The sequence below is a fragment of the Spirochaetota bacterium genome, assembly GCA_017999915.1.
Lineage (GTDB): Bacteria > Spirochaetota > UBA4802 > UBA4802 > UBA5550 > RBG-16-49-21.
In genome coordinates this window covers 25550-46389 of the sequence record JAGNKX010000017.1, presented here as the reverse complement: position 1 = coordinate 46389, position 20840 = coordinate 25550, and the positions used below count along the sequence as shown (strand labels likewise).

Here is a 20840-nt window from a genome sequence, read left to right as displayed (position 1 = left end):
GCCTGGCAGCATTACTACAGGCGCTGCATAACCGGGAGTGAAACAGCTCCTTTAGTCAAACTTTATCGGGTGCTTAATCAGGGAGTAAGAGAACGGGCCTGCCCAATCAGCTCATCGACCCGTTCCCTGCCGATTCGCTCCCATTCCGGATCGCTAAAGCGGGAGCCATCCCTCCGGAAACGCACCCTGTCAAAGGATTCCTTGTAGTGGTCCAGCTTCGAGCCACGGTCCGGGTTATGCTCGATGAATACAAGCTTTGCCGGATCAAGGCCGAATTCCCTGACAATGATCGCCGCCAGCTCAGTGTTGAATTCGGTTATGGATGTCCCCGGATTCTCTTCAAAAAGCTCGGTGACGATGACGACGTGGCGGTCTGGATTTTTGATGATTTTGAGCCCGCACCGGGATGGGGTGTCCCAGCGGCCCTTGAAATCAAATGTTCTGTCACTATATTCCATTGCTTGCCTTTCTCACTAACGACTCCAAAACATGATGCTGTTTTTATCAATATCTTTTTAGTAATAGAATGGACTTGTTGCGATGCAGACTTCTAGCCTCCTCGGCTGCCCTGCACCAACCATTCCATGCCGTGATGAATTATAGTTGACAGACCTTGTCCGGCTGGCGTACAAACATTAACTGTATCTCTACTTAGATACCGGTTCCGGGGGGGATTCAAGTCCATCACATGATCACGATAGAGCGCCTCCATAAAGCGTATGATGATACCGTAGCTCTGAGGGATATCGACCTGACCATAAAAGAGGGGGCCATTACGGGTCTGCTCGGACCCAACGGCGCCGGGAAAACGACTCTCGTTTCCATACTCACCGGTATCATCAAGAAAAGCGGAGGCCATGTTCTCATTAATGGGCTGGACCTTGACGGCAACCTCGCCGAAATACAGTCCCTGTCCAGCATCGTGCCGCAGACACTGGCCTTTTACCCGCTCCTCACCGCCTATGAAAACCTGGAATATTTCGGCGTCCTCTACGGGCTGCACGGATCACTGCTGAAGGAACGCATCGATTATTCCATTGAGGTCGCCTCGTTGCAGTCCTTTTACCGGAAACGCGCCGGCAAATTTTCAGGCGGCCTCAAGCGCCGCCTGAATTTTGCCATCGGGCTGCTGAACAACCCTAAAATCCTCTATCTTGACGAGCCGACGGTCGGCGTCGACGCCCAATCAAGGAACTACATACTGGAGATGATCCGGAAGCTGAACAAGGAAGAGGGAACCACCGTCATCTACACCTCCCACTACATAGATGAAATTGAGCATATATCCGATGAGATAACCATCATTGATGAAGGCAGTATCATCTTGCGCGGTCCGAAGGAAACCATACTGGCATCGAGTGACGCCTTTGCGATCCAGATTCCGGAGACCGAACTCAACGGCATGATCGGGTCGTACATCAAAGACGTCCCCGGTGTCTTCTGTACTGGCAATTCAATTGTGATCGAAAAAAACGATCAATACCTCAACTCGTTCATTCACATTCTGACAGCTCTGCGCGACGGGAATATATCGATACAGAACATACGGTACAACGCAAACAGGCTGGAAGACCTTTTCCTGCGTTTGACCAGTAAAAATCTCAGGGACGAGGAATGAAACGGCTTTATTATATAATAAAAAAGGAGATGCTCGAAATCTACCGGGACATCCAGTCCTTCATGATACTGATCATCATGCCGGTGGTGTTCATTCTGGTCATGTCCCTGTCCATGCAGGCGCTTTTCCAGGCCCATTCGAATTTTAAAATCCATATTTTATCCGTTGACCACAGCCGGAGCGCCGAATCACAACAATTTATCGGCATCCTGAAGACCCTTCAAAACCTGTCCGTGACGGAACTGGACGGCGCCATGTCGACCGATCAGTTGTCCCGAAAACTACTGGATGGCGACCACAAGTTCGCCCTGACGATCAACGACACCTTTGCTTCGTATGCCCGTGACCTCGGAACGGGACCGGAGGTTGAGCCGGTCACCATGCTCATCGATCCCACCATGCAGATGCTTACCCAGCTGGTGGTGAAAAACCAGATCGAAATGGAGCTCTCAAAAATGAGGCTCGCCGCCTTTGTGAACAAAAACGCCCCTCTCCTGGCTTTTGCCGGCATCAACAGGGATGCCCTGCTCAGGTCCGTCGAAGGCGCCCTGAAAACCATGTACGTATACAAGGACAGACGTGATACGATCATCCCGAGCGCTGCCCAGCAGAGCGTTCCGGCATGGCTCGTGTTTTCCATGTATTTTCTCATACTCCCCATATCGACCATTTTTCACACGGAAAAAAACAATGGCACGTTCCAGAGACTGCGCAGCATCAACATCAAAAGCCGGTACCTGATTATCGGCAAAATCGTGTCATATTACACCATCAGCTTGGTGCAGGTCGTGTCCATGCTCTGCGTGGGACGCTACCTCGTTCCCCTCCTGGGCGGGGACACCATACAAATCGGCAATTCATTTCTCGGGCTGTTCCTCCTTTCAACCTGCATCAGCATGAACGCCATATCCTATGGCCTATTGATCTCGTCCGCGTCACGAAGCAGCATCGTCGCCAACGGGGTCGGGATAGTCCTGATCATCATATTGTCGGCGATCGGCGGCATAATGGTGCCGAAATTCGTCATGCCGAAATTCCTTCAGCAGCTCTCTCACATATCCCCCCTTTCCTGGGGGATGGAGGGGTTCCTTGATATCATGCTCAGGAACGGGGGAATCCCCGACATCATGACGGAATGCGCCCTGTTGCTGCTGACAAGCGCCATCATGATCGCGGCAACCGGCGTGTTGATAAGAAAAAGAATTATATAACCATCTTCGCACCGGCGCCGATGAACGAACGAGGGGGCCGGTCACATTTTACAAGGCAGGATAGCCAATGAAAGGATCATCTGACGAAAAACTGAAAAACGACCTGAAGGAACTCATAATCGCCGAATGCGATCTTGACATAACCGCGGATGAGATAGGCGACGACGACACCCTCTTCGGATCGGATTCGCCCATAGGTCTCGACTCAGTCGACGCCCTCCAGATATCGATAGCCGTGCAGAACAAGTACGGCGTGGTCATCACCGACAGCAAGGTGCTGAGAAGGGTGATGAAGACCATAAACACCTTTGCCGATTATATCCAGCCGGAGTGACGGCATGACAAATAAGGTTTTCATCCGCGGCTCGGCCGTCGCCTGTTCCCTGGGCCATGATATCGACCGGGTCATAGGCCGCGTCCGGTCCATGGAATGCGGGGCGGCGAACCTGCCGGTCCGTATCGCTTCCCTCGACTACGGCCGCCCCTACTATAGCATCCCCGGCGGTGAGGACCGGAACGCGGACCTGGAGCGTTATTTTTATGAGACCCTCCACGCCACGGTTTCCCGGGCCATCGACAACGCCGGCCTGAACGACGTGGAAATAAGGGAGAGCGCCCTTTTTTTCGGATCGACATCCATTGACATGCCGATGTTCGAGATGACCTACCGCCGCGACGGTGAAAACGGCACGAAGAGACTCTCCTACGAGTCCCCCGGATACGGAAAGATCGCCGGCATCGTCGCCGATACCTGGGGGATTCAGGGGCCCTGCTACACCTTCACGACCGCCTGCACCTCCGCCGCGAACTGCCTCCTCTACGCGTCGTCCATGATTCGGACCGGCCGCATCGAGCGGGCCATCGTTGTCGGCTACGACCTTTTCAACGAGGTCGGCTTCTACGGTTTTGAATCGATGAAGCTCATCGAGCCGTTCGGGTACAAGCCTTTCGACAAGAACAGGATCGGCATCATCATGGGCGAAGGATGCGGCGTTGTTGTCCTGGACCGGAAGGGGAAATCCCCGGATGACTTCCGCTTCCTGGGCGGATCCAATGCCTGCGACACCTTTAACGTCACCACCCACAATATAGAGGGAGACGATATCGCCTTCGTGATCGGCGACGCCATAAACAACTGCGGCCTCACATTGGCGGACATTGACGCGGTGAAGGCCCACGCCACCGGGAGCCCCGCCAACGACGTCACGGAATTCAACGGCATGCGGAAGGCTTTCGGCGATTCCCTGCCTCCCTTTACCGGACTGAAGCCCTATATCGGCCATACCGTGGGGGCCTGCGGCGTGATCGAGCTTGTCATCGCCACGGAGTGCGTCAAGCGGGGATTTTTCCCCGCCACACCGGGATTTGCCGAGGTCGACGAGGAGATAAACGCGCGGCCCCTCACCGAGCCGCTTGAGCTATCCAGGGCGACGGTCATGCTCAATTACTTCGGATTCGGCGGCAACTGCACGTCCAATATAGTTACCAACAAGGAATAACCATCATGTACGTACAGGCTGTTTCACCCTTTATCTGCGATCCCGTCGATGAAATCGACGGCTTAAAGGCCGACTTGAAAAATTATACCGATTTCTTTTTCCGCAGGGTCAATAAATTCATCCTCCTGTCGCTGCTGGGCGTACATCGATGCCTGCACAACAGGGATTTCGACAAATCCATCGCCGTCTTTATTGCGACTGAAAACGGCAACCTGGGCGATACGGAAAACGTCCTGCGCCAGATGTACCGGGAAAACTCCTTCCCCAAACCCTTCAACTTCATCAACACCATGAGCAATACCGCGTCGTTCTACGTGGCCCAGAGCCTGAAGTCCCTGGGAAGAAGCATCACGGTTTCGAGCAAGAACGTCTCCTTTGAACGGGCGCTGGAGCTGGCGATGGTTGATTTCGATCTGGGCCATGTCTCGGAGGCCCTGGTGGGCGGCGTTGACGAGGCCGTGATATCGCGGGAACACTTCGTGAAAAAATACGATCGATCGTACCATGACGTAAAGCTGGTGGAAGGAAGCAGCTGGCTCTATTGCACCGCCGACGCGGAAGGGGCCCTCGGAAAAGTGAATGACCTGCGGACCTTTTCAGACCGGGATCAGGCCATCCATTGGACGCGAAACAACGCCGGAGCAGACATGACTCTCGCCTTCGGGATACTCATGACGCCGCAGGAAAAGGAGATATGGAAAAAGGCCTGCGCCCCGAAGGAGGAGCTCGATTATATCGGCATGAACGGTTTTTATGATACCGCGGCTTCCTTCGCGGTGAGCGCCTTCTTTGCGTCAGGCAGTGACACGTCGATGGTCCATGTCAACAGGAATGACCTGAGACAACACGTGGTGCTTCTGTGCGAAAAATGCTGATGCCTCCCGTCGGCCATTGAAAGATATTACTGGTTCCACCTGATTCTTTTCAGCATCCGGTAGACCTCTTTTTCCTTCCGCGCGCACTCGCGGTACAATTGGGCCGCCCCATCCAGGTCAACGGTGCTTTCCTGACGTTGAATGAATTTTGCACAGGACGCCGCCGCCCTCCGCCATGTATCCCCGATCTGGACCATCTGTTTGGACGCCTCCAGAAGCTCCGGTATCTGCAGCATATCATAGGCCTCCCGGAGAAAGGCTGCGTACATGTACCGGAACCCTCCGCCTCCGGTGCCGATCTCTTCCTGAAAGAGAAAAACATTGCTCATGAACGAGCGGATATACTTCATATCTCTTTTTTTCGGAAGCTTGCGGACGGTCCGGGCAAAGGTGTTAATGCCAAACACGCCGTAATAAGGAAATGTCGGCTGCAGCATCATAGTGGCGACGCGCTTTACGGCCTTTTTTATCGCTTTCCGGTAATCCACCGCCTCCGGAAGGCATACGGGATAGAAGATAAAGCCCTTCGGGGCATTGGGCCCCTCGGCAAAGCGCGCCTTCTGAAGATCCTCGCGACTGATACGCGTGGGATGGTCGTACAGGGGATCGCTGACGAGATAATCGTCACCGTCCTTCCCGTGAATGATGGTCATGTGGCCGTTGAAGGGGATGCGGAATTCCCCCAGAAAATAGGGAAGATGCTCCACAGAAGCCTGTATTCCGACTGCCCTCCCCTCTTCAAGGAGCCGGTCCAGCTCGTCCATGGCTTCCCGCTGATCGTCGTAGGTCTTGATGCGGAATTCGATACCCAGCCGCTTCTGGACCCCTTTTACTATGCTCTGGGGCAACATCCTGAAGGCGATAAGAGGCTTGCCCCAGACCTTGATGAAGGGCAGGAAGACGAAGCCGATATTGCTCGCGATCCCCAGCGCCATCGGTTCCGATAATTCGAAACCGAAATTTCTTACCAGGGATGAGACTGAAGCCGATTCGCAGTGCCCCCCCTGATAGTTGATGTATTCCGCCTGCGGTGATTTCTGTTCCATTATAGTGTACTCTTGAATTTTTTTATGGTTTCAACATCCGTAATCAGAACACGGGCGTATCGTTCGAGCATTTCACCGCTCAGCTTCTCAAACCCCTCAGGCGTTAAATGCTTTTTTACCTTCCGCTTTGATATTCCCATGAAAGCAGCCAGGCCGTCCACATCCTGAATAGCGTGGTACATGAAGTATTCCAGCGGCGAAGCCTGGTTGTTCCTGACCCTCTCCTTCGCCTGTTCCGCAAGCTCCATGAATTCTTCATGAATGTTCAGATGTGCGTAATAGCCGGGGTTCCATCCGGTTGACTGGACCTTCACGAAATCCCCCTCGTCATTGACGGCATAGTGCACCAGGGTCGACTTGAGCATTCTTTTTCCCTCTTGGGGAACATCTTTGACTTTCACGTCACAATCCTCCATTATGATCGAAAAAGTTATATGTGCTGATACCTCGCCCGCTTCCCGTCTTTGCGGATCCCTTCAAAAATGTCTGTCAACGCATGTAATAATGGATCATAAAACCGTTACAGTCTATAACGGGTAAACCCGGCATGTCCATGGCCCTGAATAATGTACCTATCAGCACAACCATTCTTTGTCAATAAAAAACATGCGGCACTCGGAAGAAGCCGGAAAAATGAAAAAGGGTAATCAGGCGGCTAAAGCCCCCTACAGGGTCTCGCCGAAGGCTTTCCGAATCAGGTCGCGGCGCCGCGGCCTGTAGGTCCCCAGGGCCATCTCCCGCTCCGCCACCTTCCTGATGAGCTTGTACATCTTCATCTGCTGCGGCTCGTCCCGGTAGAACCGCTCCCAGGCGAAATAGTAGAGCTCCTGGAGACGCTCCGGGCTCATCAGCTTCGGCTGATACACCACCTTGCCGGCGTTGAAATCGTTCCAGTCATGGCTGATAATACGCTTCTGCTTGCGCATGTCGTCGTAGGCCTTGGTATGGGGAAAGGGCGTGAGGACCGTGAACTCGGCAAGGTCCAGGTCGATCTCCAGGAGGAAATCGATGAAGCGCTTGATGTACTCCTCGTCATGGTTGTCCATGCCCAGGAGGATGGTCCCCTCCACGGCGATGTCGTGGTCATGGTAGCGCTTGATGCGCTCCCTGATAAAATCCGACATGTCGAACACGGCCTGGTACACGTACCAGGCGCCGGCCTGCCGCGCCAGGTCCAGGACCTCAGGCTTGTCCTCGATGGTGTGGCTGCACCAGTTTTTCTTGAGGGGTATCATCTCGCGGAAGAGGTCCATCTCCCACTGCGTGTCCTGGGCCAGGGAATTGTCCACCACGAAGAGGCGGTTATTGTCCGCGAGGGCGATCTCCTCTATGGCCCTGTCGATGGGACGGGGCCGGAACTTCCTTCCCCCCAGGTAGGGAACTGCGCAGGGATAGCAGTTGAACCGGCACCCCCGTGAGGCGTGGACCAGATCCACCATCTGCACGCCCTTGTAGTAATAGAGGTCGCGGTTGTAAATGCTCCGGCGGGCCGGCCCCACGCTCTCGATAGGAGGAAGATCGGCAAGGTAATTATACACCTTCTTGAGATTCCCGTTCCTGAAATCGGTGAAAACCTCTTCCATGCGGCCTTCGGACTCCCCCAGGAACAGGGCGTCGGCGTGCTCCAGGGTCTCCTCGGCATGGAGCATGGCGGATATGCCTCCGAATATGACCTTCTTCCCGCGGCGCCGGAACTCGTCGGCGATCTCCCATCCCCGTTTCACCTGGGTGGTGAGCATCATGGAGATGCCCACAAAATCGACCGGGTCATCGAAACTGAAGCGCTCGAGATTTTCATCGATGAATTCAACATCGACATAGTCAGGAAGGGTAGCCGCCATTACCGCCGGCCCGTGGGGCGGCAGGTTGAAGTTCGTCTGCCCCGAAAGTTTTTCCCACCGGGGGTAGATAAGCCTGAATTTCATAGGACGCTCCTCATGCAGTCCAAAGCATTAAAAGCGGACCGGTCAGTGTCAAGCATTTAACAATTTCAAACACATTATGTCTATCGACAATAAAATACCCCGCGGCAGAGCTCCGGGATTGGCGCGCGCTGTGATCAATGACGCGATCGTTTCAGTGGTATTGAAAAAAAACCATGCCGCTACCGTTTAACTACATGCATTTTTTGATTGAATTCCAGTGCAATTGTGAGTATGTTTAAATACGCGTCATAACAATCAGGCGGTATTCCAGCATTGACACCCGATCGTAAAAAAAAGATACTCATTGTTGATGATGAAGCCATCATCGCCATGTCCGAATCCAGGATGCTTGAAAAGAACGGCTACCGCGTTCTCACCGCCCATTCAGGAGAAGATGCCGTACGAAAGGCGGCGGAGCAGCCCGATCTTGACCTCGTATTGATGGACATTGACCTCGGCGCCGGCATGGACGGCACCCAGGCGGCGGAAATCATCTTAAAAACCCGGGACATCCCCGTGCTTTTCCTCTCAAGCCATAACGAACCTGAGATCGTAGACAAGACCGAGAAGATCACCTCCTACGGCTACGTGGTGAAAAATTCCGGGGAAACGGTCATCCTCGCTTCAATTAAAATGGCCTTCAAGCTTCACTCGGCCCATCAGGAATTGAGAAAACGCGAAGAGGAGCTCGGCAAGAGCCAATGGAAGCTGAACTTCATCTTCGAGAATACCCCGAGCGCTATAACCGTCACCGAGATGGAAACCGGCATCGTCGTGGAGGCAAATAAAGGCGTTGAATGGACCGGCTGGACAAAGGAAGACGTCATAGGCAAAAGCCCGCAGATGCTGCAAACCTGGGTCCTTCCTGATGAAGGCGAGCGGATAAGGAATATCATCAAAACCGAGGGAAAGCTGGCCAATCACCGGGTCGATTTCTATAAAAAGGACGGCTCCATTGCCCATGTTCTCATGAGCTCGGTTTTTCTCAACATGGATGGCAGGCAATATCTGCTAACCGTGTCCAACGACATCACCAGGCTCACCGAATTCGAGATGGAGCTGCGGAGCGCCAAGACCGACCTGGAGGCGATGAACGAAGAATTGAACGCCACGGTGGAGGAGCTCGAGGCGACCAATGAAGAGCTCCAGGCGACCATAGCCGAGGTTGAGGAAACCAAGAAGGAACTTGAACTTTCTCTGGTAGAAGTAAAAAAGACCGAGGAGGCGCTGCGACTCAAGAATCTGCTGCTAACGACCCAGCAGGAAACATCGATCGACGGAATTCTCGTGGTCGGCGAATCCGGCACGATCCTTTCATACAACAGCAGGTTTGCCGACATGTGGGGAATGCCGGCGGATATATTGTCAGCCGGATCGGACAAGGCAGCCATGGATAACATCCTTGACAAGCTGGCGAGCCCGGAGCAGTTCCTGGAAAAAGTATCCCATCTCTACGCCCATAGATCCGAAACGAGCAAGGATGAACTGATCTTCAAGGACGGGCGGATCTTCGACCGCTTTTCCTCCCCCATGTTCGACAGGCACGGCACTTACCACGGAAGGGTCTGGTATTTCCGGGACATAACCGATCAAAAGCGGGCCGCCGAGGCGCTCAAAGAGAGCGAGGAGCAATATCGCACCCTGGTCGACAACATGCAGGACGTCATGTACCGCTGCGACCTGAAAGGCAGGATCACTTTTGCCACGCCATCCGCCGCGGTCATTCTCGGCTGTCCATCGGTGGAATGGATGATAGGAAAGAATTTAAAGGACTTCTATATCAATCCCGAAGAATCCGTCAAACAAGGCGAGATTCTGAAAGAGCGGGGGACCTACAAGCAATACGAGGCGACACTCAGGCGGGTGGACAACGGGGCGCCCGTTAACGTACTGGTCAACTCCCAGTTTTACCGCGACAGAAACGGAACCATAATCGGAGTGGAAGGCGTCCTGACCGACATTACCGAACGCAAACGCGTCGAGGACGCTCTCAGGGAAAGCGAGGAACTGTACCGCACCCTCTTCGAGAATTCCGCCACGGCCAACATCATCGCAGCCGCCGACACCACGATCCTCCTCGCCAATTCCAATTTCGTAAAACTGATCGGCTACTCCCGGGAAGAAATGGAAGGCCGGATGAGCTGGACCTCCTTCATACTGGATGAATATGTCGAGAAAATGAAGGCGTACCACCTCCAGCGCATTAAAGAATCCGGCAACCCCCCTCAAGCCTATGAATTCAAGGCCAGGATGCGTTCCGGAGAGGTCAGGGATTTTTACATGAACGTTGCCATGATACCGGGATCGGCAAATAGCCTGGGGACCATCATCGACATCACTGATCGCGCAAGAATGGAGGAACAACTCAAAAGGAGCGAGGAGCGCTTCAGCGACCTTGTCCGGTTTCTGCCTGAAACGGTTTATGAAGCGGACCGGCAGGGCAGGATCACCTATGTCAATCAGACCGGCCTGGAACAATTCGGCTATACCCAGGGCGATATAGACAGGGGACTGAATGTCCTTTCCATCATAGCCCCCCGGAGCCAGAAACAGGCGATCGAAAAAATTGCCAGGATCCTGCAGGGCGAGCACCTCAGCCTCAATGAATACATGGCGCAGAAAAAGGACGGAACCACCTTCCCCGCGCTGGTCCATTCCTCCGTCATTTACCGGGACGGCCAGCCTGATGGATTCCGGGGTTTTCTCGCTGACATCACTGAAATTAAGCTCGCCGAACGCTCATTGAACGAGAGTGAAAACAGATATCGCCGGGTTATTCATTCAATCCCCATAGGGATTCACCTGTACCGTCTTGAAGCGGACGGCCGCCTGGTCTTCGACGGCGCCAATCCCGCTGCGGACAGTATCCTCGGCGTCGACAACAGCATATTCATCGGAAAAACCATTGAAGAAGCCTTTCCCGCACTGACCGCAACCGAAGCGCCCCGGCGCTACCGCGAGGCGGCCGAAAAGGGCGTGTCCTGGCATACCGAGCAGATCGACTACGATGAAAACGAAATACGGGGGGCCTTCGACGTGCTGGCATTCCGGATAGGCGACCGCCTCATGGCTGCGGCATTTACCGATATAACCGATCGAAAGAAGACCGAAAAGGCGCTCCTGGACAACCAGCGGCTGTTGAATACCGTTTACGATAACGTCGGCGCCTATATCTTCATGAAAGACACCTCCTACCGGTACACCTTTGCGAACAAAAAATGCTGCGAGCTTTTCGGACGGGACCTGCCCGATATCATCGGCAGGACCGACGCCGAGTTCTTTTCCGCCGATTCCATTCCCGAAATAATGATAAGCGACAGGCGCGTCATAGAAGAGGGGGAAACGGTTACACGGGAGGAGACGAACCTCGCATCCCCCGGCGGCACCAGGCGCCGCACCTACTGGACCGTTAAGATCCCGCTCCGCGACTCCGGCGGCGCCATATACGCCCTGTGCGGCATTTCGACGGATATTACCGAGCGCAAGCAGGCGGAGGAAGCCCTGCGGGAAAGCGAGGAACGGTGGCAGTTCGCCCTGGAAGGTTCCGGGGATGGCCTGTGGGACTGGAACGCACAGACCGACAAAGTGTATTTCTCGCGCCAGTGGAAAGCGATGCTCGGCTATGATACCAATGAGATAGGAGACACCCTCTCCGAATGGGAGAGCCGCGTGCACCCCGACGACAGGGACCGCGTGCATGGGGAGATAAACAAGCACTTTGAAGGAGTGATCCCGGTATACACGAGCGAGCACCGCATGAAATGCAAGAACGGGGAGTACAAATGGATACTGGACCGCGGTAAGGTCATCAGCCGCACCCCGGAAGGCAAGCCGCTCAGGGTGATCGGGACCCATACCGATATAACGATACTAAAAGCCATCCAGGAGGCGCTTGGAAAAACCGTCACCGAAAAGGAGGCGCTCCTCCGGGAGCTGCAGCACCGCATGAAAAACAGCCTGGCACTTATAACCAGCATCATCAACCTGGAAATCGAACGGTTCAGGGACAAGGACCTGGCCGGAGTCCTTGATAACATCAAGGGAAGGATAGAATCGCTTTCCAGCCTCTATGCGTTGCTTTTTCAATCTGACACGTTCAAGGAAGTAGACCTCGGAGATTACCTGAAATCCATCATAAATCTCCTCAGCGGTTCCTACGGCACGGCCTCATCTAGCATACGGATCGAAGAAGAGCTCGAACGGCTGCGGGTGAACGCGAAAAACGCTGCCGCCTGGGGCCTCATCGCGAACGAACTGCTGACGAATTCCTACAAGTATGCCTTCCCGGAGGGCGGCGCCGGCACCATCCGGATCAATCTGAAAAAGCAGAAGGGTGAAATCATTCTAGCCATTTCCGACAATGGCAGAGGCTTGCCCGCCGATTTCGACATCGATAATCCCAGCGGCCTGGGACTGCTTCTCGTGAAAACCCTGACCCTTCAGCTAAAGGGCACCCTTACGCTCGAACGCGGCAGGGAAACCGTGTTTCAGGTGCGGGCGTCGGTTTCTTCCGAATCCTGATGCCGCCTGGTTGTGCCGCATGCACGATGCGCAGCCAGGTCCGCTGTCACCGTTTTATCCGAAATGGACGCTATCGAATTTTTTCCGCTTCGATCAAGTCAAGGCTGAGGGAGTAGCCCACGATGCCGGCCGATTCAAGGTAAACGCGGGAAGGAATCCCGTCGGAGCGCCGCTTCAGAAACCTCACCGTGCGCAGGAGCTTCGATGATCCGTCATAGGACCTGATTTCAATGGTTCCGTCATTGTTGAGGATGACATAGACCGAGCCATCTTCCGATCGGTACCGGCAGGCGCGGCCCCGGCCGGCAAGGGCGCCCGTTTCCACGGCAGCCCCCGACGGCGCAAAAAGTATAAGCCGGATGTCCCGCATCATTCCCGTCACCAGGTCGGGACGGCCAAGGGGACCGATGCCCCGGTTGATGACAAGCCTCGACCCGTATTCCGCGTCGAGGAAGACCAGGCCCTCTATGGACATGAGGGTGCTGCGGAGCTTCCCCGTTCGGGATGAGGCGACGGTGACGCCGATCATGTCCGCGGTGGAACCGCCGGGCAGCCTCCCCTGTATGGAGTGAACGACCCGCCATTCCCCTTCCAGGAAGGGCGCCCTGGCCATACGCTGCAGATCACCCGCCTCCGACGCGCCGGCGGGGATTATACGGGGAAGGCCCGCGCAGGAGAGGATGCAGGCGCAGGCAAATATTACCGCCGCGGCTTTCATTGCAGGCTCTTGAATAACGATTCGGGGATTTTCTCGTTCATCCTGACCTTGATAAAGTCGATCACCGTGAAGGATTTCTCGTTCTCATAAATCCGCACCGACTGGATGACGCCGGGCCGGTCGGAGAGCTTCAGCTCTATGCGCTGGATGATATCCGCCATCGATTTCTCCTTCGGCGTGAGCATGATGATCCGCCCGGGCCTGAGCTCCGGCCTGAAGGCCGGGTTCGCGTCAAAATTGCCCTTCATCCACATGGTTATCTCCTGGAGGACGATCTGCATCGACTGGAGCCGCGCCGACGAGTCCCTGGTGACGACGCCGTCCTTCTTCACGTAGCGGGTGACGGTCCCGCCGTGCATCAATAGAACGCTGTTCACCGGGGACAGGTACTCCCAGCGAAGCGACCGGGGCACCTGGAAGCAGAGCTTTCCCTTCGACACCAGCGGCTTCGCCAGAATGGCCATGTGCTTTTTCTGGACAAACTCGGCCTCCACGGAGGTTATGTCCTTCGCGGTCTTCCTGATCTGGTCCCAGGAGTCGCCCCAGGAGAGGAGCGAGAGGGAGATGCCGATGACGGCTGTCGTCCGAGCGATAATTGTGATATTATTCCGTTTCATCATATACACCTTTTTAGCGATTCTGATAGGGTGCGGTTTAAACCGCACCCTATCAGAATCGCATTTACATCATCCCGCCGTTGACCGATATCACCTGCCCGGTGATGTACGACGCGTCGTCGGAGCAGAGGAAGCGCACCACCTTCGCGACCTCCTCCGGCTTTCCGATCCTTCCCATGGGAATGACATTCTTTATCATCTCCACCGGGGCGTCCTTGATCATATCAGTCTCAATGAGTCCCGGGGCCACGACGTTCACGCGGACGCCCTTTTTCGCTATCTCCGAGGCGATGGAGCGGCTCGCGCCGATGAGGCCCGCCTTGGCCGCGGAGTAGTTCGCCTGCCCCTTGTTGCCCATGATGCCGGCCACCGAGGCGATTGACACGACGGACCCCTTCTTGTTGCGGAGCATTCTTCTCATCACGGGCTTGGTCATGTTGTAAAACCCCTTCAGGGTCGTGTCAATGACCGAATCCCACTCGGCCTCGGACATCATGAGAAAAAGGTTGTCCGCGGTGATCCCCGCGTTGTTGACGAGGATATCGATGGCGGGAAAGCGGCTTACTATGTCGTTCACGGCCTTTTCAGCCTCGGCAGAATCGGCGACATCGAACCTGACCGTCTCGCCGTCGCCGCCGGCCGCCCTGATCATGGCCAGGGTCTCCGCTGCGGCCTCGTCGTTGGATCGGTAATTAACGATGACATAGCAGCCGTCCCGGCCCAGCTCGACGGCAATGGCCCTGCCGATGCCCCGGCTCCCGCCGGTGACGATGGCTATTCTCCTTCCCGTTGGTTCGCTCATGTAAATGTCCCTTTTTCCAATTTTATGCCTCTTCGGGGCGGAAGACCTGGAGTTCCATTTCGCCGATGAGCTCCGAATCAACTTTGGCCCGTCCCGCAATCACCGCGTAGGTGCCCTCGCTGGGGCCCTGCTCGATTATCGTCAGGATCCTCGTATTCACCGGTATCCGGTCGATATAAAACTCCGCCCTCTTTACTCCCACCAGCCAGCCCACTCTCCCCGATGGCCTGTCGCTGTGAAGCTCCTGCCAGCCGATGTTCACGCCCGTCGTCTGTGCCGCCAGCTCGATCAGGACAATGGGACTGACGCTCCCGTTGTCGAAGGTAGGCCAGTCCGGCGAGACGGTTGAGGCGGTGACACACCGGCTATCGCCGATCTCGACTATCTCCTGCACGAGCTTCATGGTGCCGCGATGGGGGATCATTTGTTCTATTGAATACATGGGCATGTCCGATCCGGCTATGGCATGATACCGTATCGTCACCGGCGGGTTAATGTCAATAAAAATATCTTGACAGACCTGTTATCAACAACTGTATCCTCTTGATATTGCTTTTAAAAAGCCCGATTATTTCCGCCCGGCGTTGCGCCCGCGATGGCTTGCAATCGAATAGTATCCGGTGCGATGAGACGGCCCATGACCGACATGCCCGAGAGGAGACATATGGAACAGCTTATAAACGAGCTCAAGGAAAAAATAATCGAAACCCTGGACCTGATCGATATCACGCCGGGCGATTTCAAGGAAAACGAGCCTCTCGTGGGCGGCAAGCTCGGCATCGATTCCATCGATATTCTGGAGCTTGCCATGATGATCGAAAAGGATTACGGCATCAAGATCGACAACAAGGAGCTGGGCCAGAAGGTTTTCTCCACGCTCCGGACCCTCGCCGAACACATCCAGAAGAATCGCAAGGGGTGACGGCCTTGAAGGGCATCCGCGTATTCATTACCGGCATGGGCATCGTGAGCTCACTGGGAAACAATGTGCGGGAGAATTTCGATTCCCTGAAGAAAAACAGCTCCGGTATAAAGCCCCTCAGCCTCTTCCCCCTTTCGGAAGGCAACCGGCACCCCGCAGCCGAGATTACCGGATTTCCCGGCGACACCGCTGTTCCGCGGACCCATAGACTCGCCCTGGCTGCTGCGCGGGAGGCCATGGCGGGAAAAAACATTATCCCCGATGCAGTCATCATCGGCACCACCACCGGCGGCATGGCCCTGACCGAAGAGCTCCTCAAGAAAGGCGAGAAGAACCCTGACGCATATCGCTATCATTCCACATCATCAGTTGCTGAATACTGCGCCGGCGCCCTGGGCTGCAGGGGCCTCATCATCACCGTCACCAATGCCTGCTCCTCCGGGACCGCGGCGATAAAGCTCGGCCTGGAGCTCCTCCGGACCGGCCAGGCCCGCCGCGTCCTTGCCGGCGGCGCCGACTCCCTCTGCCGCCTCACCTATTACGGGTTCAACTCCCTCCAGCTCATCGACCCGGAGGGAGCGCGGCCCCTGGACCGGTCGCGCCGCGGCATGACCGTCGCCGAGGGATCCGCCATGGTCCTCCTTGAAGCGTCCGGGACGGCGCCTGAAGACGCCATCGCCGAGGTGCTGGGCGGCGGCCTGAGCTGCGATGCCCATCATCCGGCGACGCCCCATCCGGAAGGGGCCGGCGCCCGCTCCGCCATGGACGGCGCCCTGAAAGACACCGGAGCGGGACCTTCAGCCATCGACTATATAAACCTCCACGGCACCGGAACGAAGGACAATGACCTGGCCGAGGCCCTTGCCATCGGCTCCCTCTTCGCCGGGACTGTCCCGCCCCTTTCTTCGATAAAGGGCGCCACCGGACACTCCCTGGCCGCAGCCGGCGCCATTGAAGCAGTCATCTGTTCCATGGCGATCCGCGAAGGATTCATTCCCGCCAACACCGGCTGCGCCGAGCCGGATCCGGACCTGGCGGTCCGGCCGCTCCTCGCTCCGACGACGGCGCGGGTCCGCACGGTATTATCCAACTCCTTCGGTTTCGGCGGCAACAACGCCTGCCTGGTCCTGGGCGATCCGGCGGTAAATCGCGAGGCCCCGCAGCCCGGTCCTCCTGCTTCCTTTGAGATCATCGCCGGCTCATGCGTGACCGGGGCCGGGGACCTGGCCCTGACCATGGCCCGCCTCAATGAAGGGAAGGCCTGCGGCGGCATTCTTCCCCTGGGAGACATATCAAAGAATCTGCCGGCCCGGGAGGTGCGGCGCCTGAAGCGCCTTCCCCGCCTTGCCCTGGCCCTGGCCATTGACGCGCGAAACAGCGCGGCCCAGGACCCGGCGTCGATCTTTTTCGGCACCGCCTGGGGCCCCCTGTCGGAGACCCATGATTTTCTGACAAAGCTCTTCGATTCGGACGAGCAGTTCACCAGCCCCACCGATTTCGTGGGATCGGTCCACAACGCCCCGGCCGGGCAGGCGGCCATATGGCTGAAAGCGACCGGCGCGAACATAACCACGACCGGCGGGGATTATTCCTTCGAGGAGGCCCTGGTGGCAGCGTCCCTGGCGGCCGGGAGCGGCGAGACACTGCTGGTGATGGGCGCCGATGAACACCATGAGACACTGTCGTCCCTCTTTGACGGATCGGTCAAGGCCGCCGAAGCTCCCTCGGACGGGGGCGGAGCCCTCTTACTTCAAAAAAATGAATCAACCGGTGGCATCAGGATATCCCCCCTCTTTTACGCATCTTCCTCTGCCGACGCGATCCCCTCAATGGTCCAGACCCTGGGCGGCGCCGGTCGGATTGAGGAAGCCTATGCCGCGGTCTTCGCCGGCATGCCGCTGGCAGCCGGGGATCTGTGCAAAAAGCAGCTGGATGAATTCCTGGGGTCGACCGCCTTTACCGGCCCGGTCATCGACTACCGGGCCCTTCTCGGCGAATTCGGCAGCGCCTCCGCTGTCGCGGCCGTGGTGGCGACGCAGTATGCAAAGGAAGGGACGCTCCCGGCGGCGCTCTGTTCAGGGACGGCCCTGCCCCTCGGGGGGAAGCGGATTCTTCTGCTGGGTCTCGGCTCTTCCGTAACAGCCTTTGAAATAATCGCGTAACAACGCCTATGAAGATCCTGCTCATATCCGCCAATACCGTGAGGGTGCCCTATTATATCTATCCGCTGGGACTGGACTATGTCGCCGGCGCCCTGGCAGGGAAGCACACGGTCAGGATAGCCGATGTCAACCTCAGCAAGAAAATCGACCCCCTCCTGGACATGATCCGGGAATTCAACCCGGACGCCATAGGGATATCCCTCCGCAACATCGACAACACCGATGTCAACGACACCAGGGGCTTTATCCAGACATACCGCACCCAGATAGCGGAGATACGGACCGTGTCCCGATCACCGATCATTCTGGGCGGCAGCGGCTTCACCATTTTCCCGAAGCAGCTCATGGCGGAGCTCAAGGCGGACTACGGGATCATCGGCGAAGGGGAGCGCCTTCCCCTGCTCCTGGAGGCCATTGAAGCGGGAACCGACGCATCGGCCATACCGGGAGTCATCACCGGGACCGGAGCTGAGAAGGTGCCTCCCCCCCTGGACGAGCCGTTCCGGAGGTCTTTCATAGGCGGCGATATCGCCCGTTTCTATATCGACCGGGGAGGAATTCTGAACCTCCAGACAAAACGCGGCTGCTCCTACAATTGCATCTACTGCACCTATCCCCATATTGAAGGCTCGGACCTGCGGCCCGTTCCCGCCGCCGAGGTGGCTCAAACGGCCCTGGAGCTCCAGCGCATGGGCGGAAAATATTTCTTCATAACCGATTCCGCCTTCAACTGCGACTATCATCACAGCGCCGAGGTGGCCCGGGCCTTTAAAGAGAAGGGCGTCTCCATTCCCTGGGGAGCCTTTCTCGCGCCGACGATGCCGCCGGAGGGTTATTACCGTCTCCTCCGTGACTCGGCCATGACCCACGCCGAATTCGGCACAGAGTCCCTTTCAAACACCATGCTCGCTTCGTACCGCAAGCCCTTCAACGTGAAGGATGTTCTCGCCGCCCATCGCGCGGCCCTGGACGCAGGCCTCTTCGTGGCCCACTACCTTCTCCTGGGCGGTCCCGGAGAGACCAGGGAAACCATCGGGGAAACCCTGGACAACGCCGAGGGCCTTGACAAAACGGTTCTATTCTTCTTCTGCGGCATACGGATCTATCCCCACACGAAGCTCCATGAGATAGCGGTCAGGGAAGGCCAGATCCGTGAAAGCGACGACCTGCTGGAGCCGGTCTTCTATCAGTCCCCCGGCATCGCGAGCGACGAGATAATGCGCCTCGTCAGGGAGCGCGCAGCGGGCCGCGAGAACTGGTTCGTCGGGACCACCAGCGCCAGCACCACCCGCCTGGTGTCGCGCCTCCACAAGCAGGGCCATGTCGGCCCCCTCTGGGAGCACATGATACGATGAGGAACGGCCCGACACTGGTCCCCCTGGCGCCGGCCCACCTTGTCGGCCTCGGCGCCTTTCAGGCTGCGGCGATCCTTGCCTTCGTCGACATCCGCTACGCCGCCATCCCCCTCGCCCTGTTCCTCGCCGTCTCCCTGGCTGCGCCCTTTTTCCCCGGCTTCGCCTATTACCTCCCCATCGTGAGCCGCGGGAGCAGGGACCGCCGCGCCGTGGCCCTTACCTTTGATGACGGCCCCGACCCGGCCGCCACGCCGCGCCTGCTGGAGCTCCTGGAGCGCCACGGTGTTCCGGCAACGTTTTTCGTCACCGGGCTCCGCGCCGCGGCCCACCGGGACCTGGTGCGGGAGATCCTTTCCAGGGGCCATTGCATCGGCAATCACTCCTACGGCCACTCGGTGGCGCTCATGCTAAAAAGCACGGCGCGCCTCCGCGCTGAAATATCCGCGGCCCAGTCCCTTCTCGCCGAATTCGGCGTCCGGACCTTCGCCTTCAGGCCGCCGGTGGGGATCACCAATCCCCGCCTCTGGCGCGCTCTTCTTGAAGAAGGTATGTACTGCGTCAATTTCAGCCGCCGCGCCGGCGACGCCGGCAACCGCCGCATCGGCGGCCTCTCGCGGAAAATCCTGAAGCGGGTGCAACCGGGGGACATCATACTGCTCCACGATGTCTCGCCGGGAAAAAATTTCGACACAGGCCGCTGGATTGATGAGGTTGAGTCAATCATCGCCGGCCTGCGCCGGATGAACATGGCCATCCTTCCCCTGGAAGATCTCATCGGCCGTGCCGTGATGTCCCGCTCCGCCGTCACCGGCCGCTCCAGTGGTCCTGCCGCGGCATTTTATGATTCCATCGCGGCTTCCTACGACGCCGAACGCGGATCGGAAAACCAGTCTCCGGTGTTTGCGCGGGAATACCATCTTTTCGAGAAACATTTTCTTCCGCGCCTGTCTCCTGAGCACCGGATCCTGGAGATCGGCGCGGGCACAGGCATCTACACAATTCCCCTGGCCAGGAGATGCCGGGAGGTCACCGCTGTGGAGATTTCAGAAAGCATGACCGTGAAGCTGAAGGAAAAAGCGGGCCGCGAAGGAGTATCCAATATCATCTATAAAAATATCGATATCAAGGCCCTGGAGCCGGGAGAGGCCTACGACGGCATCTGCGCTTTTTCATCGTTTGAATACATCCCGGGCCTTTCCCGGGTCATAGATATGGCTTCTCGGAATCTCAAGCCCGGCGGCATCATCTATTTTACGACAGCCCGGCGGTCTCTTTTAAGATTCTTCATACAGATCGGGAACGCCCTGCGCCAGGGTCTGTGGCTCCACGGCCGCTCCATCGGGGAAGTCAGGGAAATGCTCTCCTCCGCGGGTTTTGAGCGGATAGAGGTATCGTCCCACGTGATGAAATGGCCGCTCGTGGGGGGCCTATTGCTGGAAGCAATGGCGGTTAAGCCCGGCAGGAAAGGATAGGCTTTTTTTTCTTGACACCGGTCCGGGATTTTATTCTATTAATACCGCTATAGACAGACCGCCGAATTCAATCAAAAATGTTATGCACGGCAGCATA

At 56.8% G+C, this 20840-nt stretch carries 18 protein-coding genes; 10 read left to right on the top strand and 8 right to left on the bottom strand.

The window, feature by feature from the left end; translation table 11 throughout:
• Positions 1–77 precede the first annotated feature (77 nt).
• Positions 78–458: a hypothetical protein gene (locus tag KA369_20590; protein MBP7738385.1), complete on the bottom strand. Its 381-nt coding sequence runs from the start codon at positions 456–458 to the stop codon at positions 78–80.
• Between the two features lie 230 nt (positions 459–688).
• On the opposite strand from KA369_20590, the gene KA369_20585 reads away from it, so the two are divergent.
• The 5 genes from KA369_20585 to KA369_20565 all read left to right on the top strand — a co-directional run bounded on the left by KA369_20585 (position 689) and on the right by KA369_20565 (position 5203).
• The gene (locus KA369_20585) at positions 689–1618 is read left to right on the top strand and encodes an ABC transporter ATP-binding protein (protein MBP7738384.1); all 930 of its coding nucleotides are present in this window, start codon (positions 689–691) and stop codon (positions 1616–1618) included.
• Positions 1615–2829, top strand: a complete 1215-nt coding sequence (locus tag KA369_20580; GenBank protein MBP7738383.1) for an ABC transporter permease — start codon at positions 1615–1617, stop codon at positions 2827–2829. Before KA369_20585 ends, KA369_20580 begins: the two co-directional genes overlap by 4 nt.
• A gap of 67 nt (positions 2830–2896) precedes the next feature.
• Entirely contained in the window at positions 2897–3163 is a 267-nt protein-coding gene (locus KA369_20575; GenBank protein ID MBP7738382.1) for an acyl carrier protein, read from the top strand.
• Between the two features lie 4 nt (positions 3164–3167).
• Positions 3168–4328, top strand: a complete 1161-nt coding sequence (locus KA369_20570) for a hypothetical protein (protein MBP7738381.1) — start codon at positions 3168–3170, stop codon at positions 4326–4328.
• 5 nt (positions 4329–4333) lie between these two features.
• Positions 4334–5203 (top strand): hypothetical protein, encoded by an 870-nt coding sequence (locus KA369_20565; protein MBP7738380.1) that lies wholly within the window; start codon positions 4334–4336, stop codon positions 5201–5203.
• A 26-nt stretch (positions 5204–5229) separates the two neighbouring features.
• Here KA369_20565 and KA369_20560 read toward each other — a convergent pair whose 3' ends face one another.
• The 3 genes from KA369_20560 to KA369_20550 form a co-directional block, all read right to left on the bottom strand.
• Positions 5230–6249 carry a BtrH N-terminal domain-containing protein gene (locus tag KA369_20560; protein MBP7738379.1) on the bottom strand — a complete coding sequence of 340 codons (1020 nt, stop codon included), beginning with the start codon at positions 6247–6249 and terminating at the stop codon, positions 5230–5232.
• Positions 6249–6650 carry a hypothetical protein gene (locus KA369_20555; GenBank protein MBP7738378.1) on the bottom strand — a complete coding sequence of 134 codons (402 nt, stop codon included), beginning with the start codon at positions 6648–6650 and terminating at the stop codon, positions 6249–6251. Before KA369_20555 ends, KA369_20560 begins: the two co-directional genes overlap by 1 nt.
• A gap of 264 nt (positions 6651–6914) precedes the next feature.
• On the bottom strand, positions 6915–8174 hold the full coding sequence (locus KA369_20550) for a cobalamin-dependent protein (protein MBP7738377.1): 1260 nt from the start codon (positions 8172–8174) through the stop codon (positions 6915–6917).
• Positions 8175–8447: 273 nt separating this feature from the next.
• Between KA369_20550 and KA369_20545 the strand changes: the two genes are divergently transcribed.
• Positions 8448–12695 (top strand): PAS domain S-box protein, encoded by a 4248-nt coding sequence (locus KA369_20545; GenBank protein MBP7738376.1) that lies wholly within the window; start codon positions 8448–8450, stop codon positions 12693–12695.
• Positions 12696–12765: 70 nt separating this feature from the next.
• Here the strand turns inward: KA369_20545 and KA369_20540 are convergent, their stop codons facing one another.
• From KA369_20540 to KA369_20525, 4 genes are all read right to left on the bottom strand, one after another.
• Positions 12766–13413, bottom strand: coding sequence for a hypothetical protein (locus KA369_20540; GenBank protein MBP7738375.1), 648 nt, complete (start codon positions 13411–13413; stop codon positions 12766–12768).
• Positions 13410–14030 carry an outer membrane lipoprotein carrier protein LolA gene (locus KA369_20535; GenBank protein MBP7738374.1) on the bottom strand — a complete coding sequence of 207 codons (621 nt, stop codon included), beginning with the start codon at positions 14028–14030 and terminating at the stop codon, positions 13410–13412. Before KA369_20535 ends, KA369_20540 begins: the two co-directional genes overlap by 4 nt.
• A 64-nt stretch (positions 14031–14094) precedes the next feature.
• Entirely contained in the window at positions 14095–14832 is a 738-nt protein-coding gene (gene fabG, locus KA369_20530; GenBank protein ID MBP7738373.1) for a 3-oxoacyl-ACP reductase FabG, read from the bottom strand.
• A gap of 22 nt (positions 14833–14854) precedes the next feature.
• Positions 14855–15274 carry a hypothetical protein gene (locus tag KA369_20525; protein MBP7738372.1) on the bottom strand — a complete coding sequence of 140 codons (420 nt, stop codon included), beginning with the start codon at positions 15272–15274 and terminating at the stop codon, positions 14855–14857.
• A gap of 222 nt (positions 15275–15496) precedes the next feature.
• On the opposite strand from KA369_20525, the gene KA369_20520 reads away from it, so the two are divergent.
• From KA369_20520 to KA369_20505, 4 genes are read left to right on the top strand one after another with little or no spacing between them, the layout of a single operon-like run.
• Entirely contained in the window at positions 15497–15754 is a 258-nt protein-coding gene (locus tag KA369_20520) for an acyl carrier protein (GenBank protein MBP7738371.1), read from the top strand.
• Positions 15755–15759: 5 nt separating this feature from the next.
• Positions 15760–17916 carry a beta-ketoacyl synthase chain length factor gene (locus KA369_20515; protein ID MBP7738370.1) on the top strand — a complete coding sequence of 719 codons (2157 nt, stop codon included), beginning with the start codon at positions 15760–15762 and terminating at the stop codon, positions 17914–17916.
• 8 nt (positions 17917–17924) lie between these two features.
• Complete coding sequence (locus KA369_20510; protein MBP7738369.1) at positions 17925–19271, top strand: cobalamin-dependent protein; 1347 nt, start codon at positions 17925–17927, stop codon at positions 19269–19271.
• On the top strand, positions 19268–20743 hold the full coding sequence (locus tag KA369_20505; protein ID MBP7738368.1) for a polysaccharide deacetylase family protein: 1476 nt from the start codon (positions 19268–19270) through the stop codon (positions 20741–20743). Before KA369_20510 ends, KA369_20505 begins: the two co-directional genes overlap by 4 nt.
• Positions 20744–20840 lie beyond the last annotated feature (97 nt).